Below are 16449 nucleotides of genomic sequence, written 5' to 3' on the forward strand. Positions count from 1 at the left end.
GCATCCGCGGCCGTGAACCGGGGTGAGCGCGATCACATGTCAGGAGAGCGCGTTCACGGCGCGGCACCGCAGTCTTGTGCTCGGGTGTGGCCTGTGGCACAGTCGAATGTCACTGAGTGCCAAATCGGTGTCATCCAGTGTCATAGGAGATCCTGGTGAACCAGCCTGACCAGTCTGACGACGATGTTCTGCACGCCGTGGCAAGCCGCAAGGCCGCGCTCCACCTCCTGCCGATCCTCTGCCTCGTCTACTTCATGGCCTTCGTGGACCGCACCAACGTCGGCCTGGCCAAGACCTCGCTCGAAGCCGACGTGGGCATCAGCGCCGCGGCGTACGGCGTCGGCGCGGGGATCTTCTTCCTCAGCTACGCACTGCTGGAGGTGCCCAGCAACCTGATCATGCACCGCGTCGGCCCGCGGCGGTGGATCGCCCGCATCGCCCTGACCTGGGGTGCGCTCTGCGCCTGCATGATGTTCGTGCAGGACGAGCTCTCGTTCTACGTCGTCCGGTTCCTGCTCGGCGCGGCGGAAGCGGGCCTGTACCCGGCGCTCATGTACATCATCACCGTCTGGTTCTCGCAGAAGCAGCGGGTCACGATGGTCGGGATCATCTACCTCGCCGTGTGCGCGGGCCTCGCCCTCGGCGGCCCGATCGGTGGGGCGCTGATGGAACTCCACGGCGCGGGCGGGCTGTTCGGCTGGCAGTGGATGTTCCTCGTCGAGGGTGCGATCACGATCGTGGTCGCGTTCGTCGTGCTGCGCATGGTGCCAGACCGCCCGGCGGACGCACCCTGGCTGACCGAGCCGGAGGCCGAGGTGCTGGCCGACCGCGCGGTCGTACGCGGGGCACCGGCGCACACCTCGTTGAAGGGCAACGTCAAGGTCGCCTTCGGCAGGCCGTTCATCCTCGCGCTGTCCGCGGTCTACTTCGCGAACCAGGTCAACAGTGTGGCCATCCAGTACAACTTCCCGTCGATCGTCGAGAGCCTGGACGTCGAGGGGTCCTTCCTGATCGGCGTCGTGAGCGGCAGCGTGGGCATCGGCGCGTTCATCGGCGTGCTCGTCATCCCGTGGTTCCAGCGCCGCGTGCGGAACGAGATGCGCGTGCTGATGTTCGTGACCGTGGCGACGGCGCTGGTGGCGGTCGCCTACGCGTTCTCCGACGGCGCGGTCGCACGCATCCTCCTGATCGACCTCGCCATGCTGCTGCTCATCGGCGTCCTGCCGCTGTACTGGTCGGTCGCGATGGCGCGGATGTCCGGTCTCATGGCCGCGGCGGGGCTGGCGTTCATCAACATGGTCGGCCTGCTCGGCGGGTTCGTCGGGCCGTACCTGTACGGGTTCGCCGAGAGCACGGGGAGCGAGTCGGCCGGTTTCGCCGTGCTCGTCGGTGCTTCCGTGGTCGGCGTGCTGCTCGTGCCGTTGCTGTGGCGGACCGTGCGTGCCGAGGACGCGGCGACCACGGGCGCCCTGGTCGGTGTGGAGGGGAACAAATGACTGTGCTGAAGCGGTTCCTGACCGTCGTCCTCGGTGTCACGGTCGTCGCGACCACCGTGGCGGCCCCGGTCGCGAGCGCGCGCGGTGCGGCCACGGTCCGGCACACGAGTCTCGGGTTCGTCAGGGGCGTCGACGAGGCCGGAAGTCTGTCGTGGCGCGGCATCCCGTACGCCGAGCCACCCGTCGGGCGGTTGCGCTGGCACGCCCCGGTGACCCACCGGCCGTGGCACGGCGTGCGGGACGCACGCGAGTTCGGCGACGGCTGTGTCCAAGAAGGACGGTTCTTCAGCCCGGCGCCCAGCGGACCGCACTACGGGCTCGACATCCGCGACGGGCTGAAGAAACCGGTCGGCGCCGAGGACTGCCTGACGCTCAACGTGTTCCGACCCGCGGACCGGCGGGAGAACCTCCCGGTCATCGTGTTCGTGTACGGCGGCAGCAACATGGTCGGCTACTCGGCCGACCCGATGTACGACGGCCGTGCGCTGGCACGGAAAGCGGGCGCGGTCGTGGTCACCGTCAACTACCGGGTCGGCGTGTTCGGGTGGCTCGACCTGCCCGGCCGCGGTACCGGTGACCGGCTCGGCGACTCGGGGAACTTCGGGACGCTGGACCAGCTCGAGGCGCTCCGCTTCGTCAACCGCAACGCGCGGGCCTTCGGCGGTGACCCGGGGAACGTGACCGTGATGGGCGAGTCCGCGGGCGCGGTCAACGTGTGGGCGCTCGTGGTCTCGCCGCTGAGCAAGGGCCTGATGGACAAGGCGATCCCGCTGAGCGGCGGCCTGCGGTTCGCGACGCCTGCGGCCGCACGCGCCTACGCCGACCGGTTCGTCGACGAGGCGGCCGGCCCCGAAGGTGACGTGGCCGACCTGCGGGCCATGTCCGCCGAGGACCTCGTCCGCGCACAGGTGCGCCTCGGCGCCGTGATCGGCGACCCGCCCCGGGTGATCGGCGACGGCACCGTGCTGCCCGCCGACCCGTACGCGGCGATCGCGGCGGGGGAGTACCGCGACGTCCCGGTCCTCGCGGGCAACACGACCGAGGAGGGGAAGCTCTTCGGGGCGGTCATCGGCGCGCACCGCCCCACCGACTACGACCGGTTCACCCTGCAGTACGAGTTCGACCCGGACCGGCCGTCGGAGTTGACGGTCGAGGACCTGATCGCCGACCGCTACCTGCCGGTCGACGGCCCCGGCGGGTGGAACGAGGCCGCCGACCAGCTGACCGACGCCATCTTCATGGGAATCGTCGAGGACTCCATGAACTCTGTGCTGGCGGCCGGGAACGAACGGCTGTACTACTACCAGTTCGGCTGGAACCAGCAGCCCGCTCCCTTCGACACGGTGTACGGCGCGGTGCACGCCCTCGACCTGCCGTTCGTGTTCCACACGTTCGACGACGGGGTGTTCGCCCACTCGTTCAGCCGCCGCAACGAGCCGGGCCGGCTGGCGCTGTCGGACCTGATGATCGACAGCGTCCGCGCGTTCGTCCGCACGGGGAGCCCGCAGCACGCCGGCCTCGGCGCGCGGTGGAGCCAGTGGCCGCGGAGCATGGTCTTCGACGCCACCGACGTGACCGCGACCGCCCGCCCCGGCGCGTTCGGCGGCTGACCGGCGCGGACCCGTCCGGCGGCCTAGACTCGCCGGACGGGTTCGCGCGAGAGGAGGGGAGTCGGTGGCGGTCGACCGCGCGTTGGAGACGAAGTACCGCATCGCGGAAACGGCGATGGCGTTGTTCCTGGAGCAGGGCTACGAAAGCGTCACCGTGGAGGCGGTGGCCGACGCGTCCCGCGTGTCCCGCCGGACGGTGTTCCGCCACTTCGACGGCAAGGACGAGCTGGCGTTCCCCGACCACTCCGCCCGCCTCGAACTGCTGTCCCGCCACCTGGTCGCCCCGACCGGCGTCCGCACCCCGGTGGACATCGTCATCGCGGCCACCGAGGCGGTGCTGCTCGACTTCCTGAGCCGCCCCGAGCTGGTCCTCCGCCGCTACCGGCTGACCAGGCTGGTGCCGGAGCTGCGCAGGCGGGAGGTCCTCGAACACGAGCGGTACGTGGCGATGACGAGGGCCTACCTGCGTGACCACCTGCCCGCGGACGGCCCCCCGTTCCTGCCGATGGCCCTCGCGGCCCTCATCGACGCGATGCACCGGTCGGCGCTGGGTAACTTCGCCCGCAGCGACGGGACGACGGACGCGTTCGCCGAGCTGAAGGACGGCATGGAGTGGATCCGCGGGACGTTGTCCACCGACCCGGCCGCGGGTAGCCCGCTGCTGCTGGCGGTGCTGCCGGACACCGCCGCCGTGCGGCAGTCGCTGTCGGCGCTGCGCGCGGAGGCGCAGGACCTGCTCTGACCCGACCGCGGCGACCGGCACTATAGGCTGGCGGCATCGTGAACCTGGAAAGACCCGCGTTCGTGCTGCACGACCACCGCAAGCCGCGGCCGCACTTCGACCTGCGGCTGGAGGAGAACGGCGTTCTGCGCTCGTGGGCGGTCCCACGTGGACTGCCGGGCAAGCCGGGGGAGAACCGGCTGGCGATCGCCGTGCCCGACCACGACCTCGACCACCTCGAGTACGAGGACGAGCACAAGTCCATCGCCGACATCGGCTGGTGGGAGGAACACGACCGCACCCCGCGCCGGTTCGTCTTCACCCTGCACGGCCGCCGCGACGACGTGCGCTACGTCCTCATCGACACCGGCACCGACTGGCTACTGCGCCGCACCAACGACCAACAGCGATCCCGCACGTGATCAGGTCGTCGCCCGGCACCGCGTGTTGTGCGGGGGCTGTGCCCGTCGTCGGTAGCGTCCCCGGCATCCGAGGATCGACCACGGGGAAGAACGGGGAAACACATGAAAACCTCGCGGAGACGGCTGCTCACGGCGGGCGCGGCGAGTGCGGTCGTCGTCGGCACGTCGTTCCTGACGGCCGGTGAGGCGGCCGCCGACGGCTACGGTTCCGGCGCGCTGGGCCCGTGGGAGGACCTGTCCAAGGCGATCTCCACGCTCACCCAGATCCGGCCGGTCCTCGCCAACGACGGGCTGTTCATGTTCGGCGACAGCATCTCCGTCCAGGACGGCTACTCGCTGGCGCAGCGGCTTCTGGACCGCACCGGGGACCAGATCGCCGTGCACAACTGGTCGGGCAGGCCGACGGCGCCCGCGGTCGACGCGCTGGCCTCGTGGGCCCAGAGCTACGGCCTGCCGCGCCGGATCCTGATGGCGACCGGGTCGAACGACATCTTCACGCCGCCGGTGTTCGCCGCGCAGGTCGACCGGACGATGAGCATCGTCGGGCCGACCCGGACCGTGTTCTGGGTCAACACGCAGGTCGCGAGGACCAGCCAGACCGCGGCCGTCCAGCTGGCCGACCAGCGCAACAGCGCCTGGATCAACCTCCAGCTGGCCGACGCGCAGAAGCGTCACCCGAACCTGCGGATCATCAGGTGGGCGGAGTTCCTCGCCGCGAAGCCGTCCCGGCTCACCGGGTACCTGCGCGACGGCGTCCACACCACCGTGCCCCTGGGACAGGACGCGCGCAACGAACTGATCGTCCAGGCCATCGCAGCGTCCTGACGGCACCCCGCGTTTGACATGTGCTCCCGCGGCGAGATACTTGACGTATCATGTACCTCGCGGGAGGAGCCTCGTCATGTCCGATCTGGAGTTCGGTATCGACACCTTCGGTGACGTGCCGGAGGGCGACTCCGGGGCCCTGCTGTCGCACGCGGCCGCGATCCGCCAGGTCGTCGACGAGGCGGTGCTGGCCGACGAGCTGGGTGTGGACGTGATCGCCCTCGGCGAGCACCACCGGCCGGAGTACTCGATCTCCTCGCCGGAGACGGTGCTCGCCGGGATCGCGACGCGCACCTCGCGGATCCGGCTCGCCTCGGGGGTCACCGTGTTGAGCTCGGACGACCCGGTGCGTGTGTTCCAGCGCTTCGCCACGGTGGACGCGTTGTCGAACGGCCGCGCCGAGGTCATCCTCGGCCGCGGTTCGTTCACCGAGTCGTTCCCGCTGTTCGGCTACGACCTCGCCGACTACAACACGTTGTTCGAGGAGAAGCTCGACCTGTTCGCGGCGCTGCTCGACGAGAAGCCGGTGACGTGGAGCGGCACGATGCGGCCGCCGCTCGTCGACGCGGACGTGTTCCCGAAGACCGAGTCGGGGCGGCTGTCCACCTGGGTGGGCGTGGGCGGCTCGCCCCAGTCGGTGGTCCGCACGGCGCGGTACGGCCTGCCGCTGATGCTGGCGATCATCGGCGGGCCGCCGCAGCGGTTCGCCTCCTACGTCGAGCTGTACCGCAAGGCCGCCGAGAAGTTCGGTACCACGGCCCACCCGGTCGGCATGCACTCGCCGGGGTTCGTCGCCGACACCGACGAGGAGGCGAAGGAGGTGTTCTGGCCGCGGTACAGGGTGATGCGCGACCGGATCGGTGCCACACGGGGCTGGCCGCCGGTCAGCCGCGAGGAGTTCGAGAACGACATCGAGCACGGGTCGCTCTACATCGGATCGCCGGAGACCGTCGCCCGCCGGATCGCCGGTGCGGTCAGCGCGCTCGGGGTCGGCCGGTTCGACCTCATCTACTCCGTGGGATCGCAGCCCGCCGGGGCGCGGCTGCGGGCCGTCGAACTGTACGGCGGCAAGGTGATCCCCATGGTCCGGGACCTCCTCGCCTGATGGACGAGACCATCGGCGTTCTCGGCGCGGGCAAGATGGGCACCGTGCTGGCGCGGCTCGCTCTGGCCGCGGGATACCGGGTGCTCGTCGCGGGTTCCGGTGACCCCGAGAAGATCGCACTGACCGTCGAGGTGCTCACGCCCGGCGCGGTGGCCACCACCGCCGCCGACGCCGCCGCGCGGGCCGACCTGGTGATCCTGGCCCTGCCGCTGGGGAAGTACCGCACCATCCCGTCCGACGCGGTGCGCGGCAAGCTCGTCGTCGACGCCATGAACTACTGGTGGGAGGTCGACGGCCGCCGTGACGACCTCACCGACCCGAGGACCACGACGAGCGAGACCGTGCAGGCGTTCCTGTCCGGTGCCCGCGTGGTGAAGGCGTTCAACCACGTGGGATACCACGACATCGAGGACAAGGCCCGGCCTTCCGGCGCGGCGGGCCGGGTCGCCGTGGCGATCGCCGGTGACGACCACGCCGACGTCGCCGCGGTGGCCGCGATGGTCGACCGGCTCGGTTTCGACCCGGTCGTCGCGGGCCCGCTCGCCGAGGGCGCGCGGTTCGAGCCGGGCACCGAGCTGTTCGGCGCGGACGTGCCCGCCGACGAGGTCCGTGCGCGGCTCGACCGGTTCCCCGGCACCGAGCGCGGACGGCTGATCGCCCGCGCCCGCGCCGACGCCGGACCGCGGGCCGGCTGACGTAGGGTCGCTGCCGATGGACGAGACCCAGTGGCTCAGCCCGGCCGAGCACCAGGCCTGGCGCGCCTTCATCCGCCTGCACCAGAAGCTCATCGCGACGTTGAGCCGTGACCTGCAGTCGCGGTCCGGGCTGTCCGGGCCCGACTACGAGATCCTGGTGGCGCTGACCGACGTGCCGGAGGGGCGGTTGCGCCCGCAGGACCTGGCGAAGGCCATCGACTGGGAGCAGAGCCGGCTGTCGCACCAGATCGCGCGAATGGCCAAGCGCGGCCTGGTGGCGCGGGAGGAGTGCGCGGAGGACGGCCGCGGGGTCTTCGTGACGATCACCGCGGCGGGCCGGGAGGCCATCGCGGCCGCGGCACCCCGGCACGTCGCCACCGTCCGGCGGCTGGTCATCGACGTCGTCGGCCCCGAGGACCTCGCCACGCTGGAGCGGATCTACGGTCGCATCCTGGCGCGCCTCGACGACGAACCGTCGTGACCGGGCATTGTGGGAAATCGCGCGGCTGAAACTTTCGGAGCGCGTGAATCGTCCACCCGAATTCTCCACGTTCCGTTGAACTTCGAGTCATGAGCCGATACTCTTGGTGATTGCTGGGAGCGCTCCCAATCCGATCACGATTCCCATCAACGGAGATGGAGGCCTCATCCATGCGTATGCGCACGACCTCCAGGCCGACGGCGCCGCGGCGCGCTCTGCTGGTACTGGTCATCGCCGCGCTCGCCAGTGTGTTCATCTGGACCCCGACGGCATCGGCCCACGGCACCATCGTCAATCCCAAGACCCGCGCTTATCACTGCTGGCAGGCATGGGGCAGCGACCACATGAACCCTGCCATGCAGCAAGAGGATCCCATGTGCTGGCAGGCTTACCAGGCCAACCCGGACACCATGTGGAACTGGATGAGCGCGCTGCGGGACGGGCTTGGTGGCAACTTCCAGGGTTCGACGCCCGACGGGCAGTTGTGCAGCAACGGTCTCGCCCGCAACAACTCCCTGAACAACCCGGGCCAGTGGAAGACCACCAACCTCAGCGACAACTTCACGATGCAGCTGTACGACCAGGCCAGTCACGGAGCTGACTTCTTCCGGGTCTATGTCAGCAAGAACGGCTTCGACCCGACAACACAGCGCCTCGGCTGGGGCAACCTCGATTTCATCATGCAGACCGGCAGGTACGCGCCTGCCCAGAACATCTCGTTCAACGTCCAGACGTCCGGCTACACCGGACGCCACATCGTGTTCACGATCTGGCAGGCATCACACCTCGACCAGACGTACATGTGGTGCAGTGACGTGAACTTCGGCTGACAATTCCCTCCGGTATTCCGAGGAAGTGCCCGAGCGCACTTCCTCGGAATCCGCCGGTTCGTCAGTGCCTGCCGAACACCGTTTCCAGCTCGATCCCGATCCCCATCGCGCCGGTGAACCCCGCGGTCCAGCCACCGGCGTGGTTGTACTGACCGCCGAACCCGACCTCGCCGAACAGGTAGATGTTCGAGCGGCGCACCGGGTACTTCACCCCGCCCTGCAGGAAGTCCACGATCCAGGCGTGTTCGGTCGAGTCGTGCCCGAACTGCGCGCCGATGCCCTGTTCGAGGCTGAACTCCAGGTGCGACCCGAACGCGGGCCAGCTCCGCTGGAGCAGCGTCCACCCGAACTTCGCCTGCCAGGAGTAGCCGGTCGAGTAGGAGATCGAGAACGCCGGGTCACCCGGGTTGAGCAACCCGAACAACGGCCGCGGCAACAGGTGGAAGTCCCCGAAGGCGAACTCGAAGGTCATCGTGCCCTCGAAGCCCTCACCGGTGTCGCCCTCGGCGGCGGCCTCGACGGAGATGGCGCCCTGCTGCTCGGTGTCGGTCATGAGACCCTCCTGGCGTTGCCCGGCAGTTCGTCCAGCTCGTCCAGCGTGATCTGCTCGTCCGGCGCGGCGACCTGCACCTGCATGGAGACCGCGATGTCGGTCGGCAGCTCCCCGGACTGCTCGGCCGACGCCGCCTCGCCGGTCAGCGCTGCCCAGGTCGCCTCGTCGCACTGACCGGTCGCGGACAGCCCGTGGTGCTGCTGGAGCGTGCTCACCGCGTACTCGGTGGCCGCGCAGTAGGTGCCGCCCTCGAAGCCGCTGCCCATCTGGTGGTACTCCAGCAGCTGCTGCAGGTAGGTCACCCATTCCCCGGTGTCGCCCGCGCTGAGCGTCGGTTGCTCCGCCATACCTCAGTTGTGCCAGGCCCGCGCGCGGCCGGGTACGGCCCTCCGGGCGCCCCATCGGGCGCCCGGAGGTGCCCCTCAGCCGGCGGGCCGGTCGTCGAACGCACCGGGTGGCGCGGTCACGGCGCCAGCTTGTACGCGCGGATCACCGTCTGCTCGACCGTGTTGCCCGCACCGTCGGTGGCCTTCGCACGCAGGGACACCGACGTCGCGGTGGCCGGGTGGTCGAGCACGACCGCCGAGTTGTGCACCACCACGGCCCTGCGCCAGGTCTGCCCTTCGTCGTAGGAGACGTCCATCGTCAGCCGGCTCGGTGTGTACCGGCTGCCGTCCTGTGCCTGCACGGCGACCGGCACCACGAACGGTGTCCCGGCGGGCGCGGTGTTGTCGGCGGACACGACCGGGCTGAAGCGGACGGCCGACAGCGGCAGCGCCGCGACGTCGTCGGCGTGCCCGGAGCGGAACGTCCACGCGACGGCGAGCCGGGTGCTCACGTCGAACGCCGGGTCCCGTTCGGCTTCGACGACCAGCCGGTAGTCGTCGGCCTCGGCGGGCACGCGCCACACCCCGATGCCCGCGCCCTGGCCCTCGCCGACGAGGGTGCCGTTCCGGTAGAGCCTGGTGCTCGCCGACGACAGCGGCGAGTCGCCGCTGTTGCCCGCCCCGTCCCCGAACACGTGCATCCAGACGTTGACGAGGTCGCCCTGCCGCAACGCGTCGGGCACGCCGTCGACGGGAGTGTTGAACGCCGGCCCGATCACCGGTCCACCGAACCGCGCCCGGTAGGTGCGGCCCGCCTGGTAGACCGCCAGCGGTGAGAAGAGCGACCGGTCCGTGAAACCGGTGTCCGGGTCCAGCGTCTCCAGCGTGCCCTGCCATCGCACGCCGTCGGTCGTGTAGTACTCGGTGTGGTCGGCGGGCGGTTCCGTCAGGTAGGAACCGGACCACGTCGCCGCTCCGTCCACAGGGGACGCGACGGCGCCGCGGATAGCCGGCCGGCCGGGGCGTTCCGCGTGCAGGTGGACATCGACCTTCGCGAGGTCCTGCCTGCGCACGACCTTGGTGAAGCCCGCGGGCACGGTGCCCTTCACGAACCAGGCGAGGAAGTACGTGTCTCCGCCGGGCACCGACAGGTGGGTGCCGATGTGCGTGCTCATCCGGTCGGCGGGCAACGCGGGTCCTACCGGCGCCAGCGAGAAGTCGGCGACGTCGGCCCCGTAGAACTCCGCGGTGACGGGCCTGGGCACGTTCGTGTAGGTCATGTCGATGCCCACACTCGCGCCGTCCGGTGCGGCGGCCGGGTCCGGAGGCGTGACGCGCACCGGGCGTGCCGCCGACGCCGCCGCCACGAACGAGGTGTCCCGGTCCAGTGTCAGTGCCGGGTACGGCAGCAGGTGCTGGTGCCCGGTTCCGTCGACCACCGCGGTCAGCACCGAGTACGCGCCCTTGGGCAGGCGGGCCTCGACGGTGCCGTCCGGGTCGTACAGGTAACGCGGGTGGGTGAGATCGGAGTAGTCGATGCTCTCGGACGCGGGCAGAAGCCGCATCGTGTAGTCGGTCGCCGGGGTGCCGTCAGGGGCGCGGACGTCGACGGTCAGGTCGTAGCTCTCGACCTCCCGTTCGACCGCCACCGGTGTGCTGACCGCGGTGCCGTCGCCGGTCGCGCGGACGTGCGCGGTGAACCGGCCGTCGGTCGCGCCCGCCCGCGTGTCGGCGACGACGGTGACGGCCGCGTCCCCGCCCGCGGGCACGGTGAGCCGGGTGGCGTCGAGCGAGAACATCCCGTCGGGTGCCGGGGCACCGTCGGGGGCAAGCCCGCTCACGGTGAGGTCCAGCGTGACGTCCGCGCCGCCCGCGTTGTGGTAGGTCAGCGGAGCGGTGAGCGGCTGGTCGTCGGTGTGCGGCCATGCCGCCGTGCCGAGGTTGACGCTCGTCGGCGTGGTCGTGACGACCTGGGTGACGGCCCTGGCGACGTCGACCCGGCCCGCGCCCTGCGCGAAGGCGGACGCGCCGGGGGTGGGCGCGGCGGACGCCATCAGCGCGGACTTGAGCTGCTGACCGGTCCAGTCCGGGCGCCGCTGGGCCAGCACGGCGGCGGCGCCGACGACGTGCGGCGTGGCCATCGACGAACCGTTCAACGAGACGTAGCCGTCGCCCGCCGGCGTCCCGATGGTGCCCTCGGCGGCCTTCGCGGCGACGATCCCGACGCCCGGCGCGGTGATCTCGGGCTTGATCGGGCCGTCGTGGATCGACGGGCCCTGGCTGGAGAACGGCGCGACGGCGTCCTGGTCGTCCACCGCGCCGACGGCGAGCGCCGAATCCGCGGACGCGGGCGTCGTGATCGTGCCCGGGGCGCCCGCGTTGCCCGCGGCGCACACGAACAGGATGCCGTACTGGGCCGAGAGCCGTTCGACGGCGGCCTCCAGGAGTCGACCGTCGAAGCCGTCGAGGCTCATGTTCGCGACCGCCGCGCCCTGCTCCGCGGCCCACTCCATGGCGGCGATGGTCCAGGAGTCGCTGCTCCACCCCATGTCGTTGAGCACCTTGCCGTCCAGGATGGCGGCGTCGGGTGCCACACCCCGGTACGTCGCGCCGTTGCCGGCGATCGTCGACGCGATGTGGGTGCCGTGGCCGTACCGGTCGACGGCGTCCGCCGAGTCGGTGAAGTTCCGCTCGGCGACCTCCCGGCCGACGAGGTCCGGGTGGGTCTGGTCGACACCGCTGTCCAGCACGGCGACCTTCACGCCCGCGCCGGTGTAGCCCGCCGCCCACGCCGCGGGCGCGCCGATCTGCGGCACGCTGTGGTCCAGCAGCGGTTTCACCACGCCGTCGAGCCATATCTTCTCGACCCCGGTCCGGCTCGTGCGCAGGCCGTGCCACGCGGTCGTGGCGGTGGCCTTGTCGGCGGTGACGGCCGAACCGTTGACGCTGCGGAGTTCCCGGGTGATGGTCGCCGCGGTAACGGACCGCGGCACCGCGCCGGTGTAGGTGACGATCAGCGGGAGCGTGTCCCGGTTCGCGTCGTCGTAACCGGCGTCGATCAGGCCGGTGACGTCGAACAGCCGCCGGTCGAGGCGGTCGCCGCGCAGCAGCGAGAGGGCGTCGGCGGGCACCACGGACAGCCGTTCCCCCGAGCGGTCGACGGAGAACGTCATGCCGTCCCGCCCCGGTCCCGGCTCGACCCGCCACGCGGTCTCGCCGACGGTCACGCGGTCCCCGGTGATCAGGGTGACCGTGTGGGTCCCTGGCGCCGCGCCCGGTGCGAGCGGCCGCGCGACCGCGGTGGGCGCGAGCCCCGCCGTGACCGCGACTGCCGCGCCCAACGCGACCAGTCTTCTGCCGAGTCTCATGGTTCTCCCCGGGTCCGTCGTCGGAAGCCGGGGCACCACTGTGGTCCTGCCACTTTCATCCCGGTTTCCTCCCGGTTGGTTCGCACCAGGGCACTGCGCCGGATGGCCTAATTCGGTGCGGGCGGTAAACGCGGTACGGCGTTGCGTAGTTCTGAGGATGGGAAGGGATTTCCTGACTTGGAGGAGATGTGGTGCGCCGAAAATTGTGGCGTGGCGGCGCGGTCGTCGCGCTCGCGGTCGCGCTGGCCGCGAGTGTGGTGTCCGGCGTGGAACCGGTGGCGGTGGCGCAACAGGGCGCCCGCGCCGACCGAGGTGAGCCGGTGTCCGTGACGCTGGTCAGCGGGGACCGGGTGGAGCTGTGGGGGAGCGGTGCCTCGGCGCCGCTGCGGATCGAGCCCGTGGTACGCACACACCCGGTGCCGTTCCAGGACTTCTGGCACGACGGCGACCGGTACGTGGTGCCCGGTGACGCGGCTCGGCTGGTGACCAGTGGCGTGCTGGACCGCGAGCTGTTCAACGTCACCGGGTTGATCAGGCAGCGCTACGACGACGCGCACACCTCGGCCGTGCCGCTGCTGGTCGAGCACGCCGACGCCCGGGCGCGGGCCGCCGTGCCCGCGGGCGCGTCGGTGCGGCGGACGCTGCCGGAGCTGAACCTGACCGCGCTGGACCAGAAGAAGTCCGCCACCAAGGCGTTCTACGACGGGCTGACCGGCACGGCCAGGGCCCGAGGAACCGACGGGGTGCGGAAGGTCTGGCTGAACAAGCGGGTCCGGGCCACCCTCGACGAGAGCGTGCCGCAGGTCGGTGCGCCGACCGCCTGGCAGAGTGGGATGACCGGTGCCGGGGTGCGGGTGGCCGTGCTGGACACCGGCATCGACACCGACCACCCCGACCTGACCGGCAAGACCGCCGTCAGCAAGGACTTCACCGGGACCGGCGGGGTCGAGGACGGGCACGGGCACGGCACCCACGTCGCGTCGATCATCACCGGGACGGGTGCCGCGTCGGGCGGGCAGTACCGGGGCGTCGCGCCGGACGTGTCCCTCGCGGTCGGCAAGGTGCTCGACGACAGCGGCTGGGGCACCGACGACGGCGTGCTCGCCGGGATGCGCTGGGCGGCCGCCGAATCCGGCGCGAAGGTCGTCAACATGAGCCTGGGCAGCGAGCCCACTGACGGCCAGGACCCGATGTCGCTGGCGGTCAACGAGCTGAGCCGCCAGTACGGGACGCTGTTCGTGATCTCCGCGGGCAACTACGGGGGTGGACCGGTCCGTGTCCTCCCCGGCGACCGCGGACGACGCGCTCACCGTCGGCAGCGTGTCGAAGCAGGACGAGCTGAGCGACTTCTCCAGCCGCGGTCCCCGGATCGGCGACGGCGCGGCCAAGCCCGAGATCAGCGCACCGGGCGGGGGCATCGTGGCGGCCCGGCCCGCGGACGTGCCGGCGCTGGGCGAACCGGTGGGCGATGGCTACCAGAAACTCGACGGCACCTCGATGGCCGCGCCGCATGTGGCCGGTGCGGCCGCGATCCTCGCCCAGCAGCACCCGGACTGGCGCGGGCCCATGCTGAAGTCGGCGCTGGTCAGCAGCGCGCGGGAGATCCCGGGCGCGGGTGTGTTCGGGGTCGGCGCCGGTCGGCTCGACCTGGCGCGGGCGACCGCGACCCCGGTCGTCGCCACCGCCTCGGTGTCGGCGTACCTGCCGTGGCCGAACACCGGGTCGCAGGAACGCAGGACGGTCACGTGGACCAACACCGGTGACACGCCGGTCACCCTGGCGCTGAGTGCCGACCTCGTCGACGAGAAGGGGCAGCCCGCCCCGGCGGGCCTGGTCACCCTGGCCCAGAACGGCGTGACCGTGCCCGCCGGTGGCAGCGTGCCGGTCGAGGTGCTCGTCACCGGCCAGGAGGGCCGGACCGGGACCTACTCCGGGGTGCTCGTCGCGGCCAACGCCGACGGCACGGTGCGCACCCGTACCGCGATCTCGGTGTACCAGCAGGAACAACGGCACACGTTCACACCGAACCTGTTGGACCGCAACGGCGCCGAACCCGTGGCCGACGGGCGATCGATCGCGTACATCCTCGACCTCGAGGCCGACAAGTGGTACATCGTCCTTTCGGGCGAGACGGTCACCCTGCCCCGCGGCCGGTACGCCGTGCACGCCGCGATCGTCACGGACGAGCCGGGCATGGAGTCGTCCATCACGATGGTCAGTCATCCCGAGCTGAACCTGGACCGGGACGTCACGCAGGTGTTCGACGCCCGGATCGGCCAACCGGTCGTCGCCGAGCCGGACAACGCCGACGCCCGGGGCGGAACCCACTCGCTGTACGCGATGTCCCGGGTCGAGACCTGCGGCTGCCTGACCGCGATCATCTACGACGGCGACGCCCGGTTCGAGCCGATGTACGCGGCGACCCTGCCTGGCACGGCGTCGGACGCGTACGCGCTCGCCCACGCCCGCCGCGCCACCGAACCCGACCTGCAGATGGTGGCCGACGACGGGCAGCCGTTCGACGTCAACCTGCAGGCGCTGTTCAGCACGCCGCCGACCGAGGAGGCCACGCTCACCGCGGTCTACGGCGGGGCGGGCACGCCGGAGGACCTGGCGAAGATCGACGCCACCGGCAAGCTCGTGGTGGTCGAGTTCGACCCGAACCTCGGCCGGGAGGAGTGGCTGCGGCGCGGCGTGAACATCGCCGAGGCGGGCGGCAAGCTGGGCATGTTCCGGTTCGTCGAGCAGGGCGCCACGCCGCTGCCGCCTGGCGAACCGGTCGAAGGTGAGCCGGTGCCGACCTTCTACGGCAGGGACGGCAACGGCACCGTGGACCGGCTGGTCGAGCTGGTCAAGCGCGGCGAGACCACGGTCAGGTACGCCAGCAGAGCGGCCACGGAACTGCGCTACGAGCTGATCCACGGCGTGGAGCGGCAGGTCACCGCCCCGGTGATCTACCGGCCGAGCACCAGCGACCTGGCTTCGATGCGTGCGGCGTACCACGACAACGCGCCGAACCTGGTGGGCTTCGTCGGGTTCGGCAAGCTGTTCGGCCGCTATGTCGGCACCGGCTTGTACGCGCGGACAGCGGCCCAGCAGGAGCGGGTGGAGTACTTCACTCCGACCGAGTGGGAACTGGAGGCGGCCACGCGCCCGACTGTGCTGGTCGACAGCGTGACGCTCGCCACGGGCCACCCGCCTGCCAGGATCGCATGGAACAAGGCGGTCATCGGCCCGACACTGCGTGGCACCACGATCAACAACCTCGGCGAGCAGCCACACCCGTGGTCCTGGCGCTACGACGGCATGCTCAGCGTCAAGCTGCCGGTGTACGGCGACGCCGCGGGCCGCCCTCGCATGGCCGACCCGTTCACCAACGCCACCAGTTCGGTGACCGTGTACCGCGACGACGTCGAACTCGGCACCTCGCCGGTGACCGACGTCGTCGAGTACCCGGTGCCGGACCAGGAGTCGTCCTACCGCGTGGTTGCGGACGCGAAACGGTCCGGCGCGGACTGGACACTGTCCACGGTGGTCACCGCGGAGTGGGTCTTCCGCTCCTCGGCGGCCGGTGACGGCAAGGCACTGCCGATGCTGACCACCCGGTTCGCCCCGGCGGTCGACGTGCGCAACCGGGCACCCGGCGACTGCCGGTTCTCGTTCCCCGCGTACGTGGAGCGGCAGGACGGCCCGGCGCGGATCACCGCGCTGTCGGTGGACGTCTCCTACGACGACGGGACGACGTGGCGCCCGGCCGACGTCAGCCGTACCGACGACCACTGGACGGTGACCGTGCGTCACCCGAAGAGCGGCTACGCCTCGCTGCGGACCCGCACCTCGGACGCGGACGGGAACCGGCTGACGCAAACGATCGTCCGCGCCTACCAGATCGGCTGAACACACCGCGAGTCGCGTTCCCCGGCACACCGAGTTGTGGGGGGGGGGGGGGGGGGGGGGGGGGTTGTAAAACAAAACCACAAGATTGGGGGGGGGGCGTGGGGGGGGGGTGGGTGGTGT

13 protein-coding genes and 1 pseudogene are annotated in these 16449 nt (G+C 71.0%); 11 read left to right on the forward strand and 3 right to left on the reverse strand.

The genetic code is table 11. The features are described from left to right. Positions 1-155 precede the first annotated feature (155 nt). The 9 genes from ACIBVP_RS04940 (at position 156) to ACIBVP_RS04980 (ending at position 8185) form a co-directional block, all read left to right on the forward strand. Positions 156-1496, forward strand: coding sequence for an MFS transporter (locus ACIBVP_RS04940; protein ID WP_396104632.1), 1341 nt, complete (start codon positions 156-158; stop codon positions 1494-1496). Then, positions 1493-3106, forward strand: coding sequence for a carboxylesterase/lipase family protein (locus ACIBVP_RS04945; RefSeq protein WP_396104633.1), 1614 nt, complete (start codon positions 1493-1495; stop codon positions 3104-3106). Before ACIBVP_RS04940 ends, ACIBVP_RS04945 begins: the two co-directional genes overlap by 4 nt. A gap of 64 nt (positions 3107-3170) precedes the next feature. Further along, positions 3171-3848 (forward strand): TetR/AcrR family transcriptional regulator, encoded by a 678-nt coding sequence (locus ACIBVP_RS04950; protein ID WP_396104634.1) that lies wholly within the window; start codon positions 3171-3173, stop codon positions 3846-3848. A gap of 38 nt (positions 3849-3886) precedes the next feature. Then, entirely contained in the window at positions 3887-4249 is a 363-nt protein-coding gene (locus ACIBVP_RS04955) for a DNA polymerase ligase N-terminal domain-containing protein (protein ID WP_396104635.1), read from the forward strand. A gap of 102 nt (positions 4250-4351) precedes the next feature. Then, positions 4352-5074 (forward strand): hypothetical protein, encoded by a 723-nt coding sequence (locus tag ACIBVP_RS04960; RefSeq protein ID WP_396104636.1) that lies wholly within the window; start codon positions 4352-4354, stop codon positions 5072-5074. Between the two features lie 76 nt (positions 5075-5150). Then, the gene (locus tag ACIBVP_RS04965; RefSeq protein ID WP_396104637.1) at positions 5151-6179 is read left to right on the forward strand and encodes an LLM class flavin-dependent oxidoreductase; all 1029 of its coding nucleotides are present in this window, start codon (positions 5151-5153) and stop codon (positions 6177-6179) included. After that, positions 6095-6874 carry an NADPH-dependent F420 reductase gene (locus ACIBVP_RS04970; protein WP_396104934.1) on the forward strand — a complete coding sequence of 260 codons (780 nt, stop codon included), beginning with the start codon at positions 6095-6097 and terminating at the stop codon, positions 6872-6874. The genes ACIBVP_RS04965 and ACIBVP_RS04970 overlap by 85 nt, the downstream gene beginning before the upstream one ends. A gap of 16 nt (positions 6875-6890) precedes the next feature. Further along, positions 6891-7355 carry a MarR family winged helix-turn-helix transcriptional regulator gene (locus ACIBVP_RS04975; protein ID WP_396104638.1) on the forward strand — a complete coding sequence of 155 codons (465 nt, stop codon included), beginning with the start codon at positions 6891-6893 and terminating at the stop codon, positions 7353-7355. Positions 7356-7525: 170 nt separating this feature from the next. Next, positions 7526-8185 carry a lytic polysaccharide monooxygenase gene (locus ACIBVP_RS04980; protein WP_396104639.1) on the forward strand — a complete coding sequence of 220 codons (660 nt, stop codon included), beginning with the start codon at positions 7526-7528 and terminating at the stop codon, positions 8183-8185. Between the two features lie 61 nt (positions 8186-8246). Here ACIBVP_RS04980 and ACIBVP_RS04985 read toward each other — a convergent pair whose 3' ends face one another. From ACIBVP_RS04985 to ACIBVP_RS04995, 3 genes are all read right to left on the reverse strand, one after another. After that, the gene (locus ACIBVP_RS04985; protein WP_396104640.1) at positions 8247-8738 is read right to left on the reverse strand and encodes a hypothetical protein; all 492 of its coding nucleotides are present in this window, start codon (positions 8736-8738) and stop codon (positions 8247-8249) included. Beyond that, complete coding sequence (locus tag ACIBVP_RS04990) at positions 8735-9085, reverse strand: peptidoglycan-binding protein (protein ID WP_396104641.1); 351 nt, start codon at positions 9083-9085, stop codon at positions 8735-8737. Before ACIBVP_RS04990 ends, ACIBVP_RS04985 begins: the two co-directional genes overlap by 4 nt. Positions 9086-9201: 116 nt before the next feature. Then, positions 9202-12432, reverse strand: a complete 3231-nt coding sequence (locus ACIBVP_RS04995; RefSeq protein ID WP_396104642.1) for a S8 family serine peptidase — start codon at positions 12430-12432, stop codon at positions 9202-9204. 833 nt (positions 12433-13265) lie between these two features. Between ACIBVP_RS04995 and ACIBVP_RS05000 the strand changes: the two are divergent. Beyond that, positions 13266-13682 (forward strand): annotated as a pseudogene (locus ACIBVP_RS05000) (S8 family serine peptidase); the annotation flags it as partial. 70 nt (positions 13683-13752) lie between these two features. Then, positions 13753-16329, forward strand: a complete 2577-nt coding sequence (locus ACIBVP_RS05005) for a S8 family serine peptidase (RefSeq protein ID WP_396104643.1) — start codon at positions 13753-13755, stop codon at positions 16327-16329. Positions 16330-16449 lie beyond the last annotated feature (120 nt).

The sequence above is a fragment of the Actinophytocola sp. NPDC049390 genome (genome assembly GCF_044466355.1).
In the GTDB taxonomy this organism is placed as follows: domain Bacteria; phylum Actinomycetota; class Actinomycetes; order Mycobacteriales; family Pseudonocardiaceae; genus Actinophytocola.

What these genes read in the sequence shown, in the direction of transcription:
- ACIBVP_RS04960 (WP_396104636.1), top strand. Translation starts at nt 4,352, where the DNA reads ATGAAAACCTCGCGGAGACGGCTGCTCACGGCGGGCGCGGCGAGTGCG.
- ACIBVP_RS04995 (WP_396104642.1), bottom strand. Translation starts at nt 12,432, where the DNA reads ATGAGACTCGGCAGAAGACTGGTCGCGTTGGGCGCGGCAGTCGCGGTC.
- ACIBVP_RS04980 (WP_396104639.1), top strand. Translation starts at nt 7,526, where the DNA reads ATGCGTATGCGCACGACCTCCAGGCCGACGGCGCCGCGGCGCGCTCTG.
- ACIBVP_RS04990 (WP_396104641.1), bottom strand. Translation starts at nt 9,085, where the DNA reads ATGGCGGAGCAACCGACGCTCAGCGCGGGCGACACCGGGGAATGGGTG.
- ACIBVP_RS04975 (WP_396104638.1), top strand. Translation starts at nt 6,891, where the DNA reads ATGGACGAGACCCAGTGGCTCAGCCCGGCCGAGCACCAGGCCTGGCGC.
- ACIBVP_RS04945 (WP_396104633.1), top strand. Translation starts at nt 1,493, where the DNA reads ATGACTGTGCTGAAGCGGTTCCTGACCGTCGTCCTCGGTGTCACGGTC.
- ACIBVP_RS04965 (WP_396104637.1), top strand. Translation starts at nt 5,151, where the DNA reads ATGTCCGATCTGGAGTTCGGTATCGACACCTTCGGTGACGTGCCGGAG.
- ACIBVP_RS04985 (WP_396104640.1), bottom strand. Translation starts at nt 8,738, where the DNA reads ATGACCGACACCGAGCAGCAGGGCGCCATCTCCGTCGAGGCCGCCGCC.